The organism is Corynebacterium massiliense DSM 45435 (genome assembly GCF_028609805.1).
Taxonomy (GTDB): Bacteria; Actinomycetota; Actinomycetes; order Mycobacteriales; family Mycobacteriaceae; genus Corynebacterium; species Corynebacterium massiliense.
Genome location: NZ_CP063189.1, coordinates 1,588,786 through 1,610,103, shown reverse-complemented (window position 1 = coordinate 1,610,103; position 21,318 = coordinate 1,588,786). Strand labels below are relative to the sequence as shown.

Below are 21,318 nucleotides of genomic sequence, written 5' to 3'. Positions count from 1 at the left end.
TAGACGCTGAGATGCGTGGTGCGTGGTGAGGCCTCGAAGGATAACTAACTTCTTCGAGGTTTTCGCATGTCCGAAATCGTTTTGGATAGGAACGATCTCCTGCGCACGTATACCGCAGGTGAGTTCTGTGAACGTGCTGGTGTGTCCCGTCGCACACTCGATAGGATGCTCTCACGTGGTGAGCTGCAGGCTGTCCCTGGCTCGCGCGGCAATGGTAAAACGCTGCGTATTTCCGCCCTTGAGCTAGCACGGGTAATTTACGGCGACTCCGTCTCCGTGGCGGGTGATGCCCAATGAGCATGGGAACAGCCCCCGCTGGTAGTTGCAACGAGGACTGGAACATCGCAGTTCAACCCTCCAGTCTATCTGGTGCTGTTGCAAACTTCAGGCGGAGAGCCGAGACGACCCAGTTTCTCATTTCCTGATGGCCGCTGCGGGTCGGCGTTCTCAGGCAGCCTCGAACACCCGGCTGACGATCACCGCATCCGGGTTCGGTTGCCCGTAGGCAAACATCGCGCCCTGACCTTTCCGTGATGAGTGCATCGCTTCCATCCCTTTCAACGTCCGGTACGCCGAGGTCCGGTTTTTGAACGCCCCCTTCGGTCCGAGAATCCGTTTCAGCCGCCCATGATCTCCTTCAATGACGTTATTGAGGTATTTCACCTGCCGGTGTTCCACGGTCTGCGGGCAGATTCCCTCTGACTTTAACTCGGCGATTGCCCTGGCCAGGGAGGGTGCTTTATCGGTGTTGATCACCCGCGGGAACCCGGTTATCGTGTTCGACCTCAGGGTCTTGGCCAGGAAACACTTCGCTGCGGCCACGTTCCGCTTTGGGGACAGGTAAAAATCCAGGGTATGCCCGCCCGCGGTGATCGCCCGATAGAGGTAGCACCACTTTCCCCCGACCCGGATATAGGTCTCATCCACCCGCCAGGAACTGGCCTGCCAGTCAGGTACCTGTCGGTACCGCCGTGTTTGCTTGTCCAGCTCAGGGGCGTATTTCTGGATCCAGCGGTAGATCGTGGTGTGATCGACCGGCACGCTCCACTCGGTCATCATTTCCTCCAGATCGCGGTAGCTCACCCCGTAGCGGCAGTACCACCCACTGCCCACAGAATGATGTCACCGGGGAAATGACGACCGGAGAAGATACCCATGGCTGTGACTATTTCACGTCACTCTTCCTACTGCCCCAACTTTGCAACAGCACCTTTCAGGGTCATATGGGGGCAGTGGAGAGAAGTGGTGGATCAGTGGACGGCGGTGGATGCCGGAGTAGGCGTGGTGTGTTCCTCTTGCGACTCGGTCGGAGCCAGGTGAGCCGGATCCAGATCAATGCGGCGCAACAGCTGGGCGTTCAGGGCCACCACGATGGTCGAGGCAGACATCAAGATCGCGCCCACGGCCGGGGACAGCACGAAGCCGATCGAGGCGAGCACTCCGGCAGCCAACGGCACGGCGAGGATGTTGTAGCCAGAGGCCCAGATCAGGTTCTGGATCATCTTGCGATAGCTGGCCTGGGACAGCTCAATCATCGACAGCACTGCCCGCGGGTCATCACTGGCTAGGACCACCCCGGCAGATTCCATGGCCACATCCGTGCCGGCACCGATGGCGATACCGACGTCCGCGCGGGTCAGAGCGGGGGCGTCATTGACACCGTCACCGACCATGGCCACGCTCAAACCCCGGTCCTGCAGCTGCGTGACCTTGGTGTCTTTGTCCTGGGGCAGGACCTCGGCGAAGACCTCATCAATGCCTAAGTCCTGACCGACGGCGTGGGCCACCTGCTGGGCGTCGCCGGTGATCATCGCGACCTTCACCCCGCGGTCCTGCAGGGCTTTCACGGCGGCGCGGGATTCGGGGCGGATCTTGTCCTCGACGGCCACCGCACCGATGATCTGACCGTCGCGGACAATATGGAGCACACCGGCCCCACGCCCGGTCCAGGCGCTGGTGGTGTCGGTGAGCTCGGCCGGGGTGGTGAGGTTGAACTCGCGCAGCATGTTCGGCCCGCCCACGAGGATCTCAGCGCCATCGACAGTGGCCCGGACCCCCCGGCCGGAGGCGGCGTTGAAACCAGTTGCACGGATTTGCCGACGGGAGGCCTCGGGATGGGCGGCCGTGGCCGCCACGATGGCGCGGGCCACGGGGTGCTCACTGTCGGCCTCCGCGGCGGCGGCCAAGGCCAGCAGCTCGCCCTCGGTGACGCCAACAGCTGCCGCGACACCGGTGACCGCGTGCGCACCCTCGGTCAGGGTGCCGGTTTTGTCGAAGAGCACCACGTCGATGGTGCGCATCCGCTCGAGCGTCATACGGTCCTTGATGAGCACCCCGGATTTCGCGGCCCGCTCGCTGGAGATCGCAATGACCAGCGGAATCGCCAGGCCCAGGGCATGCGGGCAGGCGATGACCAGCACCGTGACCGTGCGCACCACGGCATCGTCCGGGCTGCCGATAATGGTCCACACCACCGCGGTGATCAGAGCGGAGATCAGCGCGAACCAGAACAACAACGCCGCCGCCCGATCCGCCAGGGCCTGGGCCCGGGAGGAGGACTCCTGGGCGTCGGCAACCATGCGTTGGATCCCGGCCAGGGCGGTGTCCCCGCCGGTAGCCTCCACCCGGATGCGGACGGTGTTGTCGGTGGCCACGGTACCGGCGACCACCTTGTCACCGGTGTCGCGGAAGACGGGACGGGATTCGCCGGTGATCATTGCCTCATCGAATTCGGCGGCTCCGTCGAGGATGGTTCCGTCGGCCGGCACCCGGGCACCGGCCCTCACCAGCACGACGTCGTCGACGACCAGCTCGGAGATGGCCACGGTGCGGGTGGTCCCGTCGATGACTTTCTCGGCCTCATCCGGCAGCAGAGCAGCCAGCGCGTCAAGCGCGGAGGACGCAGCCCCGAGAGCGGACATCTCCAGCCAGTGGCCCAGCAGCATGATGGTCACCAGCAGGGCCAGCTCCCACCAGAAGTCCAGCTCAAAACCGCCCAGCCCCAGAGTGGTAACCCAGGAGGCGACAAACGCCACGGTGATGGCCATGGCGATCAGGAGCATCATCCCGGGTTGGCGGGATTTCAGTTCTTTCCATCCGCCCTTGAGGAAAGGCGTTCCGCCGTAGACGAAGATGATCGTGCCCAGCACCGGGGGGATCCAGGTGGATCCGGGGAATGCCGGGAGGTGGTAGCCGAGCAGGTTGGTGACCATGGGGCTGAAAATGACGACGGGAATGGACAGAATCAGCGACCACCAGAAGCGGTCCCGAAACATTGCGGTGCTGTGTCCGGCGTGTTCGCCGTGACCATGAACGTGGTGGTCTTCGTCCAGGGCGGAGTGCGGGTGATCGTGGGGCATCGCCTGGCCGTGGGTGTCGGCATGTGCGTGGTGTTCGTGGCTGGCATGATCCGGGTGGTGGGTGTGGTCTGTTTCCGGAGCGGGGTGATCACCATGGTGACCACCCGAATGGTGGGGAGTGCTCATGACGTTCCTTTCGCTCAACCCGGTCGGGGTCGAGATGATGGGTATAACTGATCAGGATAAGACGGTGTAGCCGGCCTCCTCGATGGCCCGGCGAACCATCTCCGGAGGTACGACACCGGTGACCGTGACGGTGGAAACTCCACCAGCAGCGAGATCAATCTGGACGTCGTCGACCTGGGGAAGGGCCTGAAGGGCCTGGGTCACGCTTTTCGCGCAGTGCCCGCAGGTCAGGCCGGTGACCTGGTAGCTAGGGGAGGACCCTCCTGCTGACGAGTCGCTGGCGGCAGGGATGGAGGCGGTGTCGGCACGTGAGGCAGGTCCGCAACAGCTGCAGCCGTGGGAGGCCATCGGCAAGAGGCGGGGCGGGGTGGTGATCATGGGAAAGCTCCTTCGGTTCGGTGGGGTGCGGCGATGCCGCTCTCTAGCGCATACCCCCCTGGGGTATATTTTCAAGGGGTGGAGGGACCGGCCCTCACGCGGGGCAGGGTGTGGTCACCGAGCAGCCTCCTCACTGTCGGGAGGGGACAGCGGGAGGCGGAGGGCAAACACCGCTCCGCGACCGGGTCCGGGGGAGGTGGCGGTGAGAGTGCCGCCGTGAGCCTCGATCAATGCCTTGGAGATGGTCAGACCGATACCGGCCCCGCCGTTGTCCCGGCTGCGGGCGGCGTCCCCCCGGTAGAAGCGTTCGAAGATGTGTCCGAGCTGGTCAGGTGGGATGCCCTCGCCGTCATCGGCGACGTGGATGAGCGCGGTGGACGCCCCCTGTCGGTGGACGCTGATCCGGACCTGCCCGCCGGCCGGGGTGTGCCGTAGCGCGTTCGACAGGAGATTGCTCATCACCTGGCCGAAGAGTTGCCGGTCCACGAGCACCCGGGAGGTGTCTGTAATGGTCTCGACCTGTAAATCGACGCCTTTGTCAGCATAAGCTTCCCCCGCGGCAGCAGCGGCGGTATGGAGCAGATCCCCGAGCCCTTCCTCCGCCAGGTCCAAATCGATCCGGTGTTCCTGGGCCCGGGAGACATCGTCGATGTCTTCCATCAACCGGGTCAGGCGGGTGAGTTGGTCAGCCATAATCGTGTGGGTGGCATTATTCCAGTCCACGACCCCGTCCTGGAGACCATCGAGGTAGACCGTGAGCACCGATAAGGGGGTGCCCATTTCGTGGGCCAGATCAGAGAGCATCTGGCGGCGGACCTGTTCGGTGTGTTCCAGCCGGTCGGCCATGGTGTTGAAGGCATGCGCCAGGGTGGTAACCTCGGGGCCTGCTTTTCCGGCGGGCACGCGGATACGGGAGTTGCCGGCCGTCAGGCTGGTAGCGGCGTGGGTGAGATCCTGCAGGGGGTGCGCAGACGACGCGATAACCACAGGCTGGCCAGCAGGGCGCTGGTCAAGGCGGTGGGCAGGGCGACGGCCAGGGTGATCAGGTTGGCGCCCCGGTAGGCCTGCTCGGCATGGAACAGCTCCAGTGAGGGGTCCTCCCGGCCGGTCATCAACATATGATCATGGAACAGGGTCGGGCCCACCATCGTGGCCACGGCCGCGGCCACCAGCAGGCTAATCACCACGACCAACACCTGGGCGGCCAGGAAGCGGAAGGTCAGGCCGGGTCCGTGATTCATGGCTGCCCCACCCGGTAGCCCACGCCACGCACGGTGTCGATAAACCCCCGGCCCTGGTTGTCGGTGCCGAGCTTGCGACGCAAGTTGCCGATGTGGGCATCGACGATGCGTTCATCACCGACCCAGGTGGTGTCCCAGACCTCGGTGACCAGGTCGTGGCGGGTCAGCACCTGGCCGGGGCGCAGGGCCAGGGCAACCAGCAGCTCGAACTCCGTGCGGGTGAGCTCCACGGTCGTCTCCCCCACCCGTACCTCATGGGCGACGGGGTCAAGGATGAGGTCACCAACGATCAAGGGGGTAGTCACCTGCGGTGGGGTGGTGCTGGTGCGCGGGCGGCGCAGCACCGCATGCACCCGGGTCACCAGTTCCCGGATGCTAAAAGGTTTAGTGATGTAGTCATCCGCCCCCAGGGTCAAACCGCTGATCTTGTCGTCCTCGCTGCCACGCGCGGTGAGCATGAGGATGTAGCAGTCCGAGAAGGTGCGGATGCGTCGGCACACCTCCAGGCCGTCGAGTTCGGGCAGCCCCAGATCCAGCACCACAACATCGGGGGAAAAGCGACGGGTCTCGTCCACGGCCTGAGTGCCGGTGTGCGCCTGGCGGGTATCAAAGCCGGCCCGGATGAGGTAGGAGGCCACCAGCTGAGCCAGGGGTTGTTCATCATCGACGACCAGCACCCGCCCCGGGGGCGTGGCGGTGGTCGGTGTGCGGTCAGCCATAGACCCCAGTATCGCTCCGGTCAGGGGGGAATACCACCCTCGCTCAGTGCCCGGCGGGGAAATCTTCATCAAATCTTCAAACATCACCCTTCGACCGCCGTCACCCCTGTGCCCCACCCTGGGTCGGCGGCATCGCCTCCCCTGGCCGGTTCAGCAGGCGCCACCAGGGATTTCACTGTCTGCACCGCATACCCGGGGCGGGTAGAAGTACATCGCCCACGGCTGTGGGGTGGTGTCCCGGTGGTGACCCAGCCCACCGAATTCACCCCCTTTTCGCCCTGTTATAAGGCTGTGAGCAGGGTTTTTGATTTCTAGTCCGTCAGGCACCCGTGCTAGATAAAGGTATGGCATCGACCTTGAGACGGTGTCTTCTCATGGTCTTACCACGATCCAAGGAGATTGACGTGAAACGAGCAGCGATCGCAGCCGCCGCCCTTGCCCTCGCCCTCACGGGGTGTTCGGCTGCCGACCCGGAACCCACCGCCGATGGGACGGTGTCCCAGGATACATTCCTGACTGCCCATGGCCTGGCCGACATGGACGCGGTGGAGATCATTGATCACCTCGACCGGCAGAAGGTCACTGAGCGTCCCACGGATCTGATCGCCTCAGTACGTGCCGATGAACTGCTGCTCTCGAGCGATGACCAGGAAGTTGTGCTCGATCTTCCCGACAATCAGACGTATGTCTCGATCGCACCCTATCTCACCTCCACCCACGACTGCTTCTACCACAGCCTCACGACCTGCCAGGGGGAACTCGACAATGAGGATATCCAGGTCACGATCACCGATGAGGCGACCGGTGAGGTGCTGGTGGACGAGGCGACAACCACCTTCGACAACGGGTTTATTGGCTTCTGGCTTCCCGATGATGCCACCGGTCTGATTGAGGTCAGCTACCAGGGGCGTACCGGCACAACGGAGTTTTCCACCGGCGACGACGGTGCCACCTGTGTCACAGACCTGCACCTGACGTGATGGCTCAGCCGGGTCCTCACCTGCGCCTGTCTCCCGTATCACTGAAATCTAACACCAAGGAAGGTTAAATCATGATAAACGGATTTTCCCGACGACAGTTTCTGCTCGGTGGGCTCGTCCTCGCCGGCACCGGGGCCGTGGCCGCCTGCACCAGCGACCCTGGACCCGCTGCCTCGGCACCAGGTTCCTCCCTTCGCCCCACTCCCACCCCCACTGCGCTCGGTGAGCCGACGGTGCGCCGGACACTGACCGCCCGGCCCCTCTCTCTGGATATCGGCGGTATCGAAGCCAAGACGTGGGGATACGTCTCTGACACCGGGGATGCGGCCATTGAGGCCACCGCCGGCGACGTCCTCCAGGTCGATATCACCAATGAACTGCCTGAGAGCACCTCCATCCACTGGCATGGCATCGCACTCCACAACGCAGCCGACGGTGTGCCCGGCATGACCCAGGACCCCATTGAACCTGGCGAGTCTTTCTCCTATGTTTTTGAAGTCCCCCATGGTGGCACCTACTTCTACCATTCCCACTCCGGCCTGCAGCTTGATCGCGGCCTCCACGCCCCACTGATCGTCCGTGACCCGCAAGACGCTGAGGACCAGGACGTCGAGTGGACCATCGTGCTCGACGACTGGGTCGATGGCATTCAGGGCACTCCCGACGATGAGCTCGACAAGCTCACCGGAATGGGTTCGGGTGACCATAACGGGAAGAAGGGGATGGGAGGTCACGGCCATATGATGCACGGCACCCCGGACCGGGTACTGGGCGGGGATGCCGGCGATGTGATGTATCCGCACTACCTCATCAACGGACGTATCCCCCGTGCTCACCGGACCTTCGAGGCTCGCCCGGGCGACAAGGCCCGCCTGCGGTTTATCAACTCCGGCGGTGACACCATCTTCAAGGTGGCCCTCGGTGGCCACCGCATGACCGTGACCCACACCGACGGCTTCCCTGTCCAACCCAGGGAGACCGAATCGATCTACCTGTCGATGGGCGAGCGTGTCGACGTCGAGGTCATCCTCGACGACGGTATCTTCCCGCTCACGGCTTTGGCGGTGGGTAAGGACGACCGTGCCTTCGCCGTCATCCGCACCGCCGGCGGCCAGGCCCCCCACCCCGATGTCGACTTCCCCGAGTTGTCGTCCACCGGGCTGCTTCTGTCCTCCCTGAAGCCAGCAGACCGTGCACTCCTGCCCGAGGACACACCAGACCGAGAAGTCAGCATCGACCTGGGCGGGCAGATGATGCCGTATGAATGGAGCATTCTCACCGACGGCCAATCCTCCTCCGCGACCGTGCAGGAGGGCCAGCGCCTGCGGATGGTCATGCGCAACAGGACCATGATGCCCCATCCCATGCACATCCACGGCCACACGTGGGCGCTGCCCGGCAGCGGCGGGCTACGCAAGGACACCGTCCTTCTCCGCCACGGTGAAACCATGATCGCCGACCTGATCGCTGACAACCCCGGTGAGTGGGCATTTCACTGCCATAACGCCTATCACATGGAAACCGGGATGTTCAGCTCGCTTCGCTACGAGTAACCCCCACAGCAGGGGTGGAGTGCCGAGGTGGGCGGGGGTGTCCCCCGAGTAGCGGACACGGTGTTGGTGTCAGGGGTGAGCAATGTGTGCCAGGAGTCAACGGGATTGAAGTATGCGTCAGCGCGCACGGCAGCAAGTCCAATGATGCGGTCGTAACGCTTGTTAAAGCCGGTGGTTTCGGTATCAATGACCGCAAAGACCGGCTTGCCCGGTGTGCGCGGGGCGTAGCGGTTGAGGAGGTTTTCTAAAAGCCCATAGCCCCAAGCCTAGAGGCCCATACCGACATGCCCGCCTAAACGCCATCGAACACTGCAACCAACGTGGATTTCTGTGGATAACCACACTAGCCCTGTGCGGGTTGTCCACAAGGTTAGTGTGGTTGGCCTTTCGTAGCGGGCGTGGGTGTGGTTGCCTTAGTGCTATGAGCACTTCGCAGGACTATCCGAACTCCACCCCAACCCCCGCTACTACGACCGCTGGGGAGGGTCAGCGGCGGGGCCGAGTTTGCGGGATATTTCCCAGCAGGAATTAAATACTGCTACCCAGTACATGATTGATGAGCATGGATATGCTGCGTACTAAGCAGAAGAACTGCGACTAGGAAAAATAAAAAGAACCGGAGTGGAAACTTCTGTGGTTTCCATCTCCGGATTTCGATGGTGTGATGTTCACGATGGCAGCTCAGCATGGCTTTTCAAAGAGCATATCCCGTACTGCGGATATGGATTCTTCCCTAGTGCTTCCAACGACGAGAAGCACTAGGGGAGTTTCCTTTTATTGAGCGCCGTTTTCCTTCGGCCGGCCAGGGGTTTCGTGGAAAGATTGAAGATGTTTCTTGAAAGCCCCGTGACGGACGAGGGGCTTTTATGAAACTTCCTGACCAGATGTATTAGGTCCGCGGCAACACCCCGGTTACACGCAGTTTCGCCTCGGGTTACACAACAGAAGTAAATTTTTGACGTGAGCAGGAGCGCTCCTGAGAACGGGAAGTCAGGAAATTCCGCTTCCGACTCTTCCTGCCTCTCGGCAAGCTCCACGCTCCACGGTGAACGTTCGACAAGTTCGTCAAAGGTGAGCACCTCCGGTGACTTATGGTTCGAGCGGAAACTTTCAACGCTACGGAACTTCGAGCCAATTCGGTTGCCTTCGGCGCGGCACAAATCGCACATGGGCCGATCATCAGAAACGAGCGTGGTTCAGCTGTTTTCGCAACTTTGCCGGAATCTGCGCCATCTCTGCTACTTTCACTGTCTCTTCAGCAGCGCACACAGCTGCACCGCTACCCGGAACTTGACTAGTTCAGCGATCGCTGTATAGTTCAGCGCATGCTGACTATTGCTTCGCGTCTCGACGTGATGAACCGCCTGGGTCGTGCACTGGCCGACCCCACTCGATCCCGGATCATCTTGACCCTGCTCGACCATCCCGCCTACCCGGCGGAACTATCCCGAGATCTGGACCTGACCCGCCCGAACGTGTCCAACCACCTGACATGCTTGCGCGATTGTGGGATTGTCGTCTCCGAGCCAGAGGGGCGTCGGACACGATACGAGATCGCCGATCCGCACCTGGCACAGGCACTGACAGCACTGGTCGATGCCACCCTGGCAGTAGACGAAGACGCCCCGTGCATCGATCCCGTCTGCACGCTTCCCGGGTGCTACGCAGCTGGGGAGGACGCATGATCCTCACCTCGGTCTTGCAGGCGATAGGCCTGTTCGCAGCTACCAACATCGACGACATCATCGTGCTCTCCCTCTTCTTCGCGCGAGGGGCAGGCCAGCGCGGCACCACCGCCCGCATTCTGGCCGGCCAGTACCTCGGATTCGCGGGCATCCTCGTCGCCGCGATCCTTGTGACCACCGGCGCCGGAGCATTTCTGCCCCCGGCAGCCATTCCATACTTTGGTCTCATCCCTCTGGGCCTCGGCCTCTGGGCCGCATGGGAGGCCTGGCGCGGAGACGGTGACGACGATGACGAGGCCAAGGTTGCCGGCAAGAAGGTCGGCGTGGGGACGGTCGCAGGCGTCACCTTTGCCAACGGTGGCGACAATATCGGCGTCTACACCCCTGTATTCCTCAGCGTGGAGCCTCTCGCAGTAGTCGCCTACTGCGTCATCTTCCTCGCGCTCGTGGCGGTCCTGGTGGCCCTGGCAAGGTTCGTCGCAACCCGCCCCCCGATCGCGGAAGTGCTCGAACGCTTTGAGCACATCCTCTTTCCCATCGTTCTCATCGGCCTCGGTATCGTGATCCTCGTCAGCGGCGGAGCCTTCGGGCTCTGACGTAGCGGCAGCGTTCCAAACGGCCCCGACCGGGCGTTATCGGTGGCTCCTATAACGCCTGGAAGGTCTTTTTGAAGCGCTGTCGGGGCGTGTGAATCTAATCACACAGAGTTTACAGGGATTTTAATTCCACCTCTCGCTCAGTTTGATTTCTAGTAGTCTCGGGCTACACAAGACACTTCGCGAGAAAGGAGACAGTATGGGAAGAAAAGTTGCCGTTATCGGTGCTACCGGAACTATCGGAAGCGCTGTTGCCGACCGTTTCGAGAAGCACTATGAGGTTCTTCGCGTTTCTCGACACTCGACTCCACAAGTAGACATGTCTGATGTGGACTCGATTCGTGCCTTTTACAAAGAGGCTGGTCCGCTTGACGCGATTGTAGTCTGCGCAGGGTTTGCACCCTTTAGTCACCTTACAGATCTTTCTCGTGAGGACTTCTCGGCTGCAGCAACTGGAAAACTGTTAGGACAAGTTAGCTTGGTTACCGAAGGGCTTTCATATCTTAACGACGGTGGATCGTTTACCCTTACGACTGGAATTTTGTCTCAGCATCCTATTGCTGGCAGTGCTGCAGCGTCTATGGCTAATGGTGGTGTTGAATCGTTTGTCACCGCAGCTAGCACTGAACTTCCACGCGGACAGAGGATTAATGCGGTAAGCCCAACGGTGCTCAAAGAAGCTACCGGTTTTCATTCTGCTTTTCCTGGGTTCAAACAAGTTCCTGCGACAGAGGTAGCCGACGCATATATACGCTCTGTAGAAGGAGTCGAAACAGGGAAGGTGTTCCAAATCTGGAACTAGAAAACCTCACCCCATAATGTTCTAGGCGTTGAAAAACGCCTAGAACGACGCAATCGTGAGGGTAACTATACGCACCCATCAGTCCCGCCATATGGCGGGACATATGTTTAAGCATATGTCCAGTAATGCGTAGTCCTAACGGTGCTGTTGCAAACTTCAGGCGGAGAGCCGTGACGACCCAGTCTTCATCCTCTGATGCTCGCTGCGGGTCGGCGTTCTCAGGCAGCCTCGAACACCCGGCTGACGATCACCGCATCCGGGTTCGGTTGCCCGTAGGCAAACATCGCGCCCTGACCTTTCCGTAATGAGTGCATCGCTTCCATCCCTTTCAACGTCCGGTACGCCGAGGTCCGGTTTTTGAACGCCCCCTTCGGTCCGAGAATCCGTTTCAGCCGCCCATGATCTCCTTCAATGACGTTATTGAGGTATTTCACCTGCCGGTGTTCCACGGTCTGCGGGCAGATTCCCTCTGACTTTAACTCGGCGATTGCCCTGGCCAGGGAGGGTGCTTTATCGGTGTTGATCACCCGCGGGAACCCGGTTATCGCGTTCGACCTCAGGGTCTTGGCCAGGAAACACTTCGCTGCGGCCACGTTCCGCTTTGGGGACAGGTAAAAATCCAGGGTATGCCCGCCCGCGGTGATGGCCCGATAGAGGTAGCACCACTTTCCCCCGACCCGGATATAGGTCTCATCCACCCGCCAGGACCGGGCCTGCCAATCCGGGACTTGTTGGTACCACCGGGTCTGCTTGTCCAGCTCAGGAGCATATTTCTGGCCCCAGCGGTAGATGGTGCTGTGATCGACCGGTACGCCGCGTTCGGTTATCATTTCTTCCAGATCGCGGTAGCTAAGCCCGTAGCGGCAGTACCACCGGACCGCCCACAGGATGATGTCACGGGGGAAATGACGACCGGATTAGATGCCCATGGCTGTGATTATTTCACGCAGGTCTTGATTATTTCACGCAGGTCTTCCTGTCGCCCGAACTTTGCAACAGCACCAAATCAAGTGTCATCTAGTAGAGAGCGGTGAGTGCAGGGGTATTTTTTATGTCCTCACACCGGGTAGCGACCCGGTGCGGAGTTAGTGGTGGCAAGTCAGTCACTAACAAGGAGGAGCGAACATGTTCACCCAACGAGAAGCACCCGATACAGTTCTAGAGCGCGAGCCTGGCGCGCTTGTCATGTGCGAGCACTGCTACACCGTCGACGGTATCGACAAAGGGCGATTTATTAAAGTATCTGAATGGGAAGGTGTTCCGACCGCTAAAGACGTGCATGAGTGGAATGGATATCCCATGACAGATAGGTGTAGTGGCGCGATAATATTCCGTTCCTATGGTGTGCCAGAAGGCTATTCAATTGAGCCGGTAAACGTTGAAGCATGGACTGCTGCATATGAGCAGATCGGCTACACACTATGGCCCGCCTTTTGTCGCTGGGCTGAAGATGGTGTTGTTGTTGAAGATATAGACAATGTACCTGATGTTGCCACTTTTGAAGAACAGTTCTGCGGATGGTGGCCGAGCTTTTATGAGTACGCGCTAAATCTCGCCGAAGACACTGGGTTGATGGAGGATACTGACCCCGACTCGCCGCTGCGAATCTATTTTGATTGGGACTCCTGGGTGAGTGACCTAGCTTACGATTATACCGTCACCGCTACCGACGCCCGCGAGGGTGGAGTATTTATCTATCGCAATTTCTAACACTCAAGACCCCGTTGCTGCTTATGCAGTAGCGGGGTTTATTTTTTCGACCAGATACTGACCATGTGTGGTTAGTATGTGGTTAGTGTGTGGTAGAGACCATACAGTGACCAGATAGCGACCACGTGTGGTTAGTGTGTGGTAGAGACCATACAGTGACCAGATAGCGACCACGTGTGGTTAGTGTGTGGTGGCAACCAGATAGCGACCAGATACAGACCAAGTACTGACCATCTATGGTTCGTGTATGGTAGCGACCATACAGAAGCCATCTACTAACCACGTGTGGTTAGTGCCTAAAGCCACCTACGGGTGGTTTATTTTTTGACACACCGCGAGGTGACAAGAGTGCCACCGGGGTGTGCCAGCCACGAGGTAGTAGCCCCTTTAAAAGGGGCAATTTTAAAATTGGGTGCAGCGGAATCGCTCCACCCCGGCCAATTTTCATCGTGTGCCACGATACGTCACCAATTTTAAAAATTGGATACTTTAAAAATCCCCTGACCAGGAGTTTTAAACCTGCGGTTTAATTTTAAAATACCCGAAGACGCGTTTAAATGGGTACTTTTAAAGAGTGCTTTATTACCCATTTACCCACGTCATCGTACGTTTTTACCGCGCCAGCGACCACCGTAGGTGGTCTAAGGGCGCAAGGAGTAAAAAGGGCATAAGAGAGAGTGGTTCATTTGGGGCAGAACCCCTGCATTCGGTCGGCATAGCCGACGCCTCTCTTATCCCCACATTTAAAAAAGACCCCGCCCGAGGGGCGAGGCCTTCGATAGGCTAGTCGGCTTAAAATCTATGCAGCAACATTCAGTTGCTGGGACCTGACCCCTTTTTGGTGGACACCTGATATCCAGCCCGGTTGGGCTAGGAAGAAAGGTAATCTACCACCATGTCCAGGTACTCCGAACAGTCCAAACGCGATGCCGTGGCCCTCTATAAGAACAATGAGGACCTCTCACTGAACGCAGCATCAGCAGAGCTCGGTATCAACCGTGCCTCGCTGCATTCTTAGGTCAAGAAGTACGGCACCGGAAAGCGTGCGCGCATTAAAGCTGTGCATGAGAAAGCCCAAACGGCGAACAATTCCGAACGGATCCGCCAGCTAGAAAAGGAAGTCTCTAAACTACGCGAAGAATACGATATCCTGCGCAAGGCCGCGAAGTATTTTACTTAAAGAGACTCACTGGCGATCCGCTTCCAGTTTGTCTATGACCACCAAACCGAATACTCGGCTCACACGGATGTGCCACGTTTTAAAGCTCAATCGATCCTCGTTTTATAAATGGGTCCAAACCCGTAAAAAGCGCAGGTTAAAGATGTGTTCCGATGCCCTTATTGGTGCGAGAATTACAACCATCTTCGATGATGAGCACGGGCTTTATGGTGCTAAACGCATCGCTGCAAGCCTCAACAGTGATACGAATTTCGGCCCGACAATTCACAAGAAAGTCGCACGCATCATGAAATCCATGGGACTTCAAAGGCTTTACCAAGCGCCGCCGATGTGCCACTACCAGGCGCAAGCCTGGCCACCGTGTCATGCCGGACTTAGTAGGCTGCAAATTCACAGCCACCGAGCCGAACCGCATTTATGTCGGCGACATTACCTACCTGCCCTGTAAGGGTGGCAAGAACATGTATTTGGCCACAGTCATTGACACGTATTCACGGAAACTTGCAGGTTATTCTCTCGCAGACTGTCAGATGCGAGTGTCACTGGTCGTCGATGCAATAGCCCACGCGCACGGTGTCCGTGGCAGTCTTGACGGTGCTGTATTCCATTCCGATCACGGCAGTGTGTACACCTAACAAGCCTTTAGAAACTATTGCTCGTCGTTGGGTGTGCGCCAATCCATGGGCGCGGTAGGAACGAGTGCGGATAATGCCCTGGCAGAGTCGTTTAACGCTACTTTAAAGCGGGAAGTCTTACGTGATAGGAAAGTCTTTGACAATCCCATTATCTGCCGGCAGGAAGTCTTCCGGTGGTGCATGCGCTACAACACGCGCCGGCGACACTCGTGGTGCAACCTTCTAGCTCCCGATGACTTCGAAGCACTCACATCAGCTACACTGACCAAAGCAGCATAGCTAACCCCCGACGTGTCCACTGTCCGGGGGTCAGGCCCGTCTACCAAATGGGGGTCAGGTACCCAGCAGTGCGTTGCGCTGACCGGTCAGTTCTTGCCGCTGTTCGGTAAGGGTGTCGTCCTCTGGGGCGAGCGCGCGCCGCGGCGTGTCCAGGCCGACATCGACAGCACGGTGGTCTACCTTGCTGCGAAATTGATCAGAGACGACGACTAGCTGTAGCCCTGCTATACGCCCTGTACGGTCTTCTGAGGTCTGTTAGGGTTCGTCGGCAGTAGTGCCTCAATTCGGTCTCTGGCGGTAAGAAACCCGTCTCAGCATTCGTTCTGAGGCGGGTTTGTGTTCGTCTCGTTGGTTCCTTGCGGCGCGTCGTGCGAGTTCGTTCATGCGTTCTTCTGCGGCTTCTTGGTAGTGCATCGCGCTGGCGACGTCTGAGTGTCCTAGCCATGCCATGATCTCTGCGAGTGTAGCCCCTGCCTGTGCAAACCGTGTGCCTGAGTAGTGCCGCAATGCGTGGAAGTGTAGGTCTGGGCGTCCTGCTTGTGTTCGCGCCTTTCGCCAGTGGTACTGGAAACCTGAATAGGTAACGTTGAGCAGTTGGTCTCCGTGCGTGTTTACGTGGTCTGCGATTGATCGTGCGTCGTTGCCGAAGACAGTTACGCTGCGCACTCCGGCTCGTGACTTGGGCCGTTTGACTTCGCGGGTGCCGCCTGCGAGTCGTACCTCTGCCTTGTCCACGTTGATGTGCACGGCGTCGATCTCGCCGCGTTCGTCCCGTGTGACCGTGAAGTCATCACGTGTCAGTGCTTGTATCTCTCCCCAGCGCAGACCCGCCGCTGCTGCAGTAATGACTGGGTAGCGAAGGTGTTCAGGCATCGCCTCAATAACGATGTCTAGCTCTGAGTCGGTTGGTGCCGTCACGGTGAGTTCTGTGGATGTCTTCGACCCGCCGCGTACCCTGCACGGGTTTTTGCTATGAGTCCGTCTTCCTCGGCGGTCTTCAACACGCTCTTCATCAGGTCGTATTGGCGTCCTACAGACGTCTTCTTGCCGGATTTGAGTTGTTCTGCGTGCCACGTTCGTACTTGGTCGGGCGTGATCGCGTTGATCGGCATGTCGGCCCATACGCTGAGCCTGTCGGTGAGATAGCGCCTGTACTCCTCGCGTGTTCTGCTGGCGAGCCTATCTCCCTGTGAGTTCGTGCGGGTGTCAACCCATTGTGTTGCGTATTGCTTGAACGTGACTGCACCTCGCTGTCGTTCTGCCGCCTCGCGTGCTTGGGTCTCTTCTCGTTCGCTTGGGTGTGTCCATGCGTGCTGGGCTATGAGGGCGTGTTCGCTGGCGAGCCACACTTCTGCGTCTGCACGCCTGTCATATGTGGTTGGTCCTGTGATGCGTTTGCGGGTGCCTTCTGCTGACGGGTCCGGGTAAGACGCTTGCCAGCGTCCGGAAGGCAATTTCTTGATTGACCCCCACCGTGCGCGGCGTCCTCGTGATTGTGGCATGCGCTCCTCCTTGCGTGCTACATACGTGCTACATCTATTGGCACTGATTGACGTTCAATGGCGTTCAATGTCGTCAATAAACGTTTATATGCAGGTATTTTATATTTCTACCTTAATTACTCTACCTGGTTCGAGCCCAGTTGGAGGAGCACTTCAAGCCCCCTGGATTCCAGGGGGCTTTTCGCGTACATGGTCGGTGAAGGCTTAAGTAGCACGATGTGTGTCCGCCCGGTGTGTCGGTGCGAGGTGCCAGTTGTGCCGTCGTGGCGCCAGACGGGGGGCGTTGGTTCTCAACCAAATACCTGTGGATGCTCTTTCCGGCTCGACAAACACGCCTATTCCACGTGACTGCGTCCGAAGAAACATGTTGAGGCGGTTGCTGATTCGTCGGGGGAGTCTCTTCATTGCCCCGCAGGGAGGAATGGGTGTGTAAGAGCTGGATCTGACCGGGAATAAATTCCCATAGCTGGGGTAAGCGGTACGTCGAAATAACTCATTGTCTATCTCCCGCGCGCATTTTAATGACGCCACGGACGGCCGGGGAGGGACAGCCGTCCTAAACGTGCTTTAATGCTCCTGGCAATTCAGAAAGCTTCAGAGGGGAATTATATGAGTGATGCGGGAAAGTCCACGCGCATTGGGCGCCGTGGCTTCATGGCGGGTATGGCGGCTGCTACGGCTATGGCGACCGTGGGAATTGCCGGAGCTGGTAAAGCGCCTGCCCGGGCGGGAATTTCTACAGATTCCGCAAGCGGTGTAGGTGAAGGTACTCCGATGGATGTTGGCCGTGGCCTCGCGGATATGACCGGTTAGCCGCTCGGTGCCGGAATGAACGGTTACTCGGTCGTCGACCAGCAAAGTAGTGGTCTTCACCTTCGTCAGTTTGCTCGTGCCTTTGTTTTCGCCGATGAGAACGGAAACCGCATTGTCAATGTTATTTGCGATACCGGTTTGATGTTCCAATCCATTCAGATGGAGGTGCTCCGGCGCCTGAAGGAAGAGTTCGGCGACCTCTACAACGAATCGAATGTTCACATCGCCGCGACACATACTCACGTGGCGCCGGGAGGAACGTCTTGCCATCTGTTGGTGGATATCACGGGGTTCGGCTTTAGGCCGGTGACGTTTGAGGCGACCGTCGCCGGTATCGTTAAAGCAATTCAACGAGCGCACGCGGATGTTAGCCCGGCAGAGCTGCGGGTCACGAAGGGGCACGTTGACGACGCGGGCGTGAACCGTTCGCTTCTCTCTTTCGAGCGCAATCCAGACAAGGATCTATTTCCGGATGGTGTGAATCGCGACAGCGTGACCCTCCACGTATATAAGGGAGGGGAAGAGGTAGGTCTACTCAATTGGTACGGTCTGCACGGGACGACGTACAGCCCAGAGCACACGCTCATTGACGGTGACAACAAGGGCTATGCAGCGTGGCACCTGGAGCACGATCATGGAGTGGTTCACCGAGATCCGGAAAATGCTCCGTTTGTCGCTGCTTTTGCTGCCGCCCCGCAGGGTGACATTACACCGAATCACGGACTGACTCCGGGCAATGACCCCGCCGGTAAAGACCAGTACAAGTCTGCTCAAATTCTCGGTGACCGACAAATTGACGGCACAAGTGGCGACGCGATTGCGCTGAACGGATCGGGGATTCAAAGCGTCTACAAGTGGGTAGATATGGCAAATGTCCAGGTGGACGGTAAATACACCACTGACGGGAAACCAAACCGCACCGGCCCGGCCATCTTGGGTTCATCGTTTGCCGCAGGCAGCCAAGAAGATGGCGGCGGTGAGCCATTGCTGCAATTTAACGAAAACGAGCACGGCGGAACCCCATGGGTCCACGAGGTCAATAAAGTAGTCGTTCCGCCGGAAGTTCGCGACGTTCACGGCAATAAAGATTGCCTTCTTCCCGTCGGCTTTATCGACGGTTTGGTTCAGCAGACACATATGTTTTCCATTGTTCGGCTTGCTGGGCTGACCATCATCACGAATGGGTTCGAACCGACTACGATGTCGGGATTCCGAATGCGCAAGACTGTGGCTGACACTCTCGGGGTGGATATCGACACTGTCGTTTGCCAGGGGTACACCAATAGTTACGGGCATTACGTCACGACCCCTGAGGAATATGACGCCCAGAACTACGAAGGCGGCGCGACTATCTTCGGCCGGAATGAGCTGCCGGCCATGCTGCAGGTGTATGAGGAGTTGGCTCGGGCACTTGCTGACGGCAAGGACGTTGATAGTGGTTCAGCAGCCGGGGATCTTACTGGGGTTATCCCTTCTTCACCGTCAGGAGCTCCGCTGGTTGATGCCCCGGAAATTGGCCGCAACTTCGGCGATGTGATTCATGCTGTGCGAGACGTCGATGCAGGACAGGCTGCGCTTGCCACCTTCGCTTTCGCTAACCCCAATAACGACCTGCGGCTGGAAGATGGGTATCTCATCGTCCGCAACGATGCGGGCGACATCGTGGCTGATGACTACGATGCGTCTACGATCGTGGAGTTCGACCACGACGTTGCGGTCACGAATGCGCGCGTGACGTGGAACACTATTGGAATGCAACCTGGGCATTACACTCTCACCATGCGCGGCACATGGAGGGACGTCACCGGGAAGCTAACTGATTTTGAGGGAACCTCTGACGTAAACGTTCATTAGAAAAGGCGCGACGACCTCCTCTGTTTGAAGCCCTGGTTGGTGTGAATTCATCAATCAGGGCTAAGTAGGCTGAAAATATGAATCCCTTGAGCTCGTTATCGAAATGGCCTGTTGACAATGTTGCCGCGGCGCTCGTTGCGGCTGACGGAAGCGTGGAGACGTTCGGGGACACTGCCAAGGTGTTTCCTGTCGCATCGTTGACCAAGCTCGTTTCGGCCTATGGGATCATGATGGCGGTCGAAGAAGGCGCGGTGGAGCTGGATGGCGCCGCTGGCCCAGAAGGCGCGACCCTGCGGCACCTGTTGGCCCACGCCTCGGGCGTGGGCTTCGACAGCCGGGAGTCACAGAAACCGGTCGGGGAGCGTCGCATCTATTCCTCGGCTGGCTACGAATGGGCCGCCGATACCGTCGCGGAAGCCTGCGAGATGGATTTCGTCGATTACCTGACCGAAGGGGTTTTAGAACCGCTCGGCATGCGGGATACGGCGCTGCGCGGCTTGGCGGGACACGGGCTGCATTCCTCGGTGCAGGATCTGGCGGTGTTTGCGCGCGAGATGCTGCGCCCGCAACTTCTCAGCGCGGCGTCGGTAAACGAAATGCAGACTGTTCAATTCGATGGCCTGCGCGGCGTCGTTCCGGGGTATGGCATGCAGAAGCCGTGTCCGTGGGGGCTGGGTTTTGAAATCAAGGGCCAGAAGGCCCCGCACTGGACGGGGGAGACCATGCCGCCGGAGACTGTCGGGCACTTTGGGATGTCCGGCACGTATCTGTGGGTGGCAGGCGATTACGCGATGATTGCACTGACCGACCGCGACTTCGGCGACTGGGCCAAGCCGCTGTGGGCCGAGACCAACGACGCGGTGTGGGGCGCGCTGGACTAGCTTCCCGTCCTTGCCTCAAGTTCTACTTCAGGGTTAATAAACGGGGGCTGAAGTAGCGATTGAGGGTTGCCGCTGGGGTGGATGTGACGCGAGACTGTCCCCGTAACGCATGCGAGTTCGTAGGGGAAGACGAAACTCGTCTTGCGTCGCCTGAGCGGCGGCGTTGAAGTGATGTCGAAGGAGACTCGGCACATGGAAACATGCGTTGACGGTACCCAGGCTCTTGGTGCCCGTGATGCGGCGCAGAACGCGCCCGAAACCGGTGTGCCCAGTGCTGGGTTACTCACGGCTGCGGAACCTGAAGCGGGCGTGGAAGCTAGTGATGCTGCTGCGACGCCGGAAACAATCGCCGGCGTGCTCCGCATTGGGGCGATGCCGCGTCGTTTTCGGCCTATGGTCGAAGAGGCGATGGCGCGCTGCGTTACTAGCGATCCATCCTTCGTGGTCCCCGGGGACGACCCGCTGTACGCACAGTGGTGCACCCGCTGGTTCAAGGACGTGCCGGCAGACAATCTCGTGGCCATAGCTCGCGGCACGGCCGGAGCGCAGAGCGGAAAGGGTGTTCCCGCCGGGATCGGGTGCCATCAAGTGCTCACGGGCACCCGCGCGGAGCTTGCGTCGCTCGACGCCGAGGTGCGCGAGCTGGCCGCCGAACACGGCTTTCGCGCGCAGGTGGATATCGCCTAGGACTGCGCGGACTGATTCTGCTTGCGGCGCGCGTCGACGTAGTCGACCACCTCGCCCACCGTGGTGAAACCCGCCGCGGTCTTTTCCTCGAAGCGCACGCCGAACTCCTGCTCCATACGCACGGTGAGTTCGATCAGCGCGAGAGACGTCGCGCCTAAATCTTCCAACGAGCTTTCGCGCTCAATGTCGTCCGCGGATACCCCGGTGGCCTTGGACACGAGCTGCACGACCTCGGCAAAGGTGCTTTCCGGCTCGTTTCCCGGGGCATCGGCAGGCGCAGCGTCTGAGTTGAAATGGGCTTTCAGCTGAGCTTCCAGGTCGTTGGACATACCCGAAAG

Annotated in this window: 18 protein-coding genes and 3 pseudogenes; 11 read left to right on the top strand and 10 right to left on the bottom strand. The window is 59.3% G+C overall.

The features are described 5' to 3' along the window. Window positions 1–66 precede the first annotated feature (66 nt). A complete protein-coding gene (locus CMASS_RS10335) occupies window positions 67–297 on the top strand; it encodes a helix-turn-helix domain-containing protein (protein WP_039676313.1) in 231 nt (76 codons plus the stop codon). Between the two features lie 150 nt (window positions 298–447). On the opposite strand, the pseudogene CMASS_RS07530 reads toward CMASS_RS10335, so the two are convergent. From CMASS_RS07530 to CMASS_RS07510, 5 genes and pseudogenes are all read right to left on the bottom strand, one after another. After that, a pseudogene (locus CMASS_RS07530) lies at window positions 448–1,157 on the bottom strand (IS6 family transposase). Between the two features lie 93 nt (window positions 1,158–1,250). Beyond that, on the bottom strand, window positions 1,251–3,485 hold the full coding sequence (locus tag CMASS_RS07525; protein WP_022863855.1) for a copper-translocating P-type ATPase: 2,235 nt from the start codon (window positions 3,483–3,485) through the stop codon (window positions 1,251–1,253). Window positions 3,486–3,536: 51 nt separating this feature from the next. Then, window positions 3,537–3,863 carry a heavy-metal-associated domain-containing protein gene (locus tag CMASS_RS07520; RefSeq protein ID WP_022863856.1) on the bottom strand — a complete coding sequence of 109 codons (327 nt, stop codon included), beginning with the start codon at window positions 3,861–3,863 and terminating at the stop codon, window positions 3,537–3,539. Between the two features lie 114 nt (window positions 3,864–3,977). Further along, a pseudogene (locus CMASS_RS07515) lies at window positions 3,978–5,104 on the bottom strand (sensor histidine kinase). Further along, a complete protein-coding gene (locus tag CMASS_RS07510) occupies window positions 5,101–5,823 on the bottom strand; it encodes a response regulator transcription factor (protein ID WP_156831842.1) in 723 nt (240 codons plus the stop codon). The pseudogene CMASS_RS07515 and the gene CMASS_RS07510 overlap by 4 nt, the downstream one beginning before the upstream one ends. A 404-nt stretch (window positions 5,824–6,227) precedes the next feature. Between CMASS_RS07510 and CMASS_RS07505 the strand changes: the two genes are divergently transcribed. Then, window positions 6,228–6,803, top strand: a complete 576-nt coding sequence (locus tag CMASS_RS07505; protein WP_027018851.1) for a CueP family metal-binding protein — start codon at window positions 6,228–6,230, stop codon at window positions 6,801–6,803. Window positions 6,804–6,874: 71 nt separating this feature from the next. After that, entirely contained in the window at window positions 6,875–8,356 is a 1,482-nt protein-coding gene (locus tag CMASS_RS07500; protein ID WP_022863859.1) for a multicopper oxidase family protein, read from the top strand. Here the strand turns inward: CMASS_RS07500 and CMASS_RS07495 are convergent. Continuing rightward, entirely contained in the window at window positions 8,347–8,499 is a 153-nt protein-coding gene (locus CMASS_RS07495; protein WP_240482833.1) for a hypothetical protein, read from the bottom strand. The genes CMASS_RS07500 and CMASS_RS07495 overlap by 10 nt on opposite strands. A gap of 1,182 nt (window positions 8,500–9,681) precedes the next feature. Between CMASS_RS07495 and cmtR the strand changes: the two genes are divergently transcribed. The 3 genes from cmtR (at window position 9,682) to CMASS_RS07480 (ending at window position 11,439) form a co-directional block, all read left to right on the top strand. Next, a complete protein-coding gene (gene cmtR / locus CMASS_RS07490; protein ID WP_003849933.1) occupies window positions 9,682–10,041 on the top strand; it encodes a Cd(II)/Pb(II)-sensing metalloregulatory transcriptional regulator CmtR in 360 nt (119 codons plus the stop codon). Then, complete coding sequence (locus CMASS_RS07485) at window positions 10,038–10,637, top strand: cadmium resistance transporter (RefSeq protein ID WP_022863860.1); 600 nt, start codon at window positions 10,038–10,040, stop codon at window positions 10,635–10,637. The genes cmtR and CMASS_RS07485 overlap by 4 nt, the downstream gene beginning before the upstream one ends. A gap of 199 nt (window positions 10,638–10,836) precedes the next feature. Then, window positions 10,837–11,439, top strand: a complete 603-nt coding sequence (locus CMASS_RS07480; RefSeq protein WP_084684467.1) for a short chain dehydrogenase — start codon at window positions 10,837–10,839, stop codon at window positions 11,437–11,439. A 218-nt stretch (window positions 11,440–11,657) separates the two neighbouring features. On the opposite strand, the gene CMASS_RS07475 is transcribed toward CMASS_RS07480, so the two are convergent. Then, window positions 11,658–12,332 (bottom strand): IS6 family transposase, encoded by a 675-nt coding sequence (locus CMASS_RS07475; protein ID WP_273665917.1) that lies wholly within the window; start codon window positions 12,330–12,332, stop codon window positions 11,658–11,660. A 232-nt stretch (window positions 12,333–12,564) separates the two neighbouring features. On the opposite strand from CMASS_RS07475, the gene CMASS_RS07470 reads away from it, so the two are divergent. Together CMASS_RS07470 and CMASS_RS07465 are read left to right on the top strand one after the other, a co-directional pair. Next, the gene (locus tag CMASS_RS07470) at window positions 12,565–13,149 is read left to right on the top strand and encodes an antirestriction protein ArdA (protein WP_084684334.1); all 585 of its coding nucleotides are present in this window, start codon (window positions 12,565–12,567) and stop codon (window positions 13,147–13,149) included. 895 nt (window positions 13,150–14,044) lie between these two features. Beyond that, window positions 14,045–15,243, top strand: a pseudogene (locus CMASS_RS07465) (IS3 family transposase). 279 nt (window positions 15,244–15,522) lie between these two features. Here the strand turns inward: CMASS_RS07465 and CMASS_RS10330 are convergent. Both CMASS_RS10330 and CMASS_RS10345 read right to left on the bottom strand, forming a co-directional pair. Further along, window positions 15,523–16,116, bottom strand: coding sequence for a tyrosine-type recombinase/integrase (locus tag CMASS_RS10330; protein ID WP_420536142.1), 594 nt, complete (start codon window positions 16,114–16,116; stop codon window positions 15,523–15,525). Between the two features lie 41 nt (window positions 16,117–16,157). Beyond that, window positions 16,158–16,745, bottom strand: a complete 588-nt coding sequence (locus CMASS_RS10345) for a hypothetical protein (RefSeq protein WP_475680098.1) — start codon at window positions 16,743–16,745, stop codon at window positions 16,158–16,160. Between the two features lie 828 nt (window positions 16,746–17,573). On the opposite strand from CMASS_RS10345, the gene CMASS_RS07460 reads away from it, so the two are divergent. From CMASS_RS07460 to CMASS_RS07450, 3 genes are all read left to right on the top strand, one after another. Beyond that, window positions 17,574–19,412 carry a neutral/alkaline non-lysosomal ceramidase N-terminal domain-containing protein gene (locus CMASS_RS07460; protein WP_240482739.1) on the top strand — a complete coding sequence of 613 codons (1,839 nt, stop codon included), beginning with the start codon at window positions 17,574–17,576 and terminating at the stop codon, window positions 19,410–19,412. Window positions 19,413–19,489: 77 nt separating this feature from the next. Further along, window positions 19,490–20,293: a serine hydrolase domain-containing protein gene (locus CMASS_RS07455; protein WP_022862390.1), complete on the top strand. Its 804-nt coding sequence runs from the start codon at window positions 19,490–19,492 to the stop codon at window positions 20,291–20,293. A gap of 192 nt (window positions 20,294–20,485) precedes the next feature. Continuing rightward, window positions 20,486–20,980 (top strand): hypothetical protein, encoded by a 495-nt coding sequence (locus CMASS_RS07450; protein ID WP_022862389.1) that lies wholly within the window; start codon window positions 20,486–20,488, stop codon window positions 20,978–20,980. Here the strand turns inward: CMASS_RS07450 and CMASS_RS07445 are convergent. Beyond that, window positions 20,977–21,309: an acyl carrier protein gene (locus CMASS_RS07445; protein WP_033399450.1), complete on the bottom strand. Its 333-nt coding sequence runs from the start codon at window positions 21,307–21,309 to the stop codon at window positions 20,977–20,979. The genes CMASS_RS07450 and CMASS_RS07445 overlap by 4 nt on opposite strands. Window positions 21,310–21,318: the final 9 nt, after the last annotated feature.